This is a genomic window from Saccharomonospora iraqiensis subsp. paurometabolica YIM 90007 (assembly GCF_000231035.2).
Classification (GTDB): domain Bacteria; phylum Actinomycetota; class Actinomycetes; order Mycobacteriales; family Pseudonocardiaceae; genus Saccharomonospora; species Saccharomonospora paurometabolica.
In genome coordinates this window covers 4,137-4,590 of the sequence record NZ_KI912201.1, presented here as the reverse complement: position 1 = coordinate 4,590, position 454 = coordinate 4,137, and the positions used below count along the sequence as shown (strand labels likewise).

Sequence of the window (454 nt, the reverse complement as noted above, 5' to 3'; positions counted from 1 at the left end):
GGCGCCCGTGCGCTGCGGCGGCTCGCCCCGGGCGCGGCGGCGCCCCTGGCGGACGTGCGGGTGCCCGACATCTACCGGCGGCTCGACGACCTGGACGCGCACACGTTCCTGGACCGCATCCGTTTCCCGGACACCGCCCGGCATCTGGCCTTCGACGTGTTCTCCCGCAGCTTCTTCGCGCGGCCGGAGGCGTTGTCCGCGGCCGAGCTGGCCGTGATGTTCCACCTGTACTTCCTCGGCTCGGCCGAGGGGCTGTTGTTCGACGTCCCCGAGCGGCCGTTCGACCGGTTGTGGGACCCGCTGGTGGGACGGCTCGACCGGCACGGCGCGACCGTGCACACCGGCACCCCGGTGCACGCGGTCACGCCGCCGGAGACACCGGGGGCGCCGTTCCGGCTGGCCACGGCCGGCCGGACGGTGCCCGCCGACGCGGTCGTGCTGGCCCTCGACGTCG

General features: G+C 75.6%; 1 protein-coding gene. It reads left to right on the top strand.

The window, feature by feature from the left end; genetic code table 11:
* Positions 1-454: FAD-dependent oxidoreductase (locus SACPADRAFT_RS32065; protein WP_040923871.1), on the top strand; the 454-nt coding region annotated here is incomplete at both ends.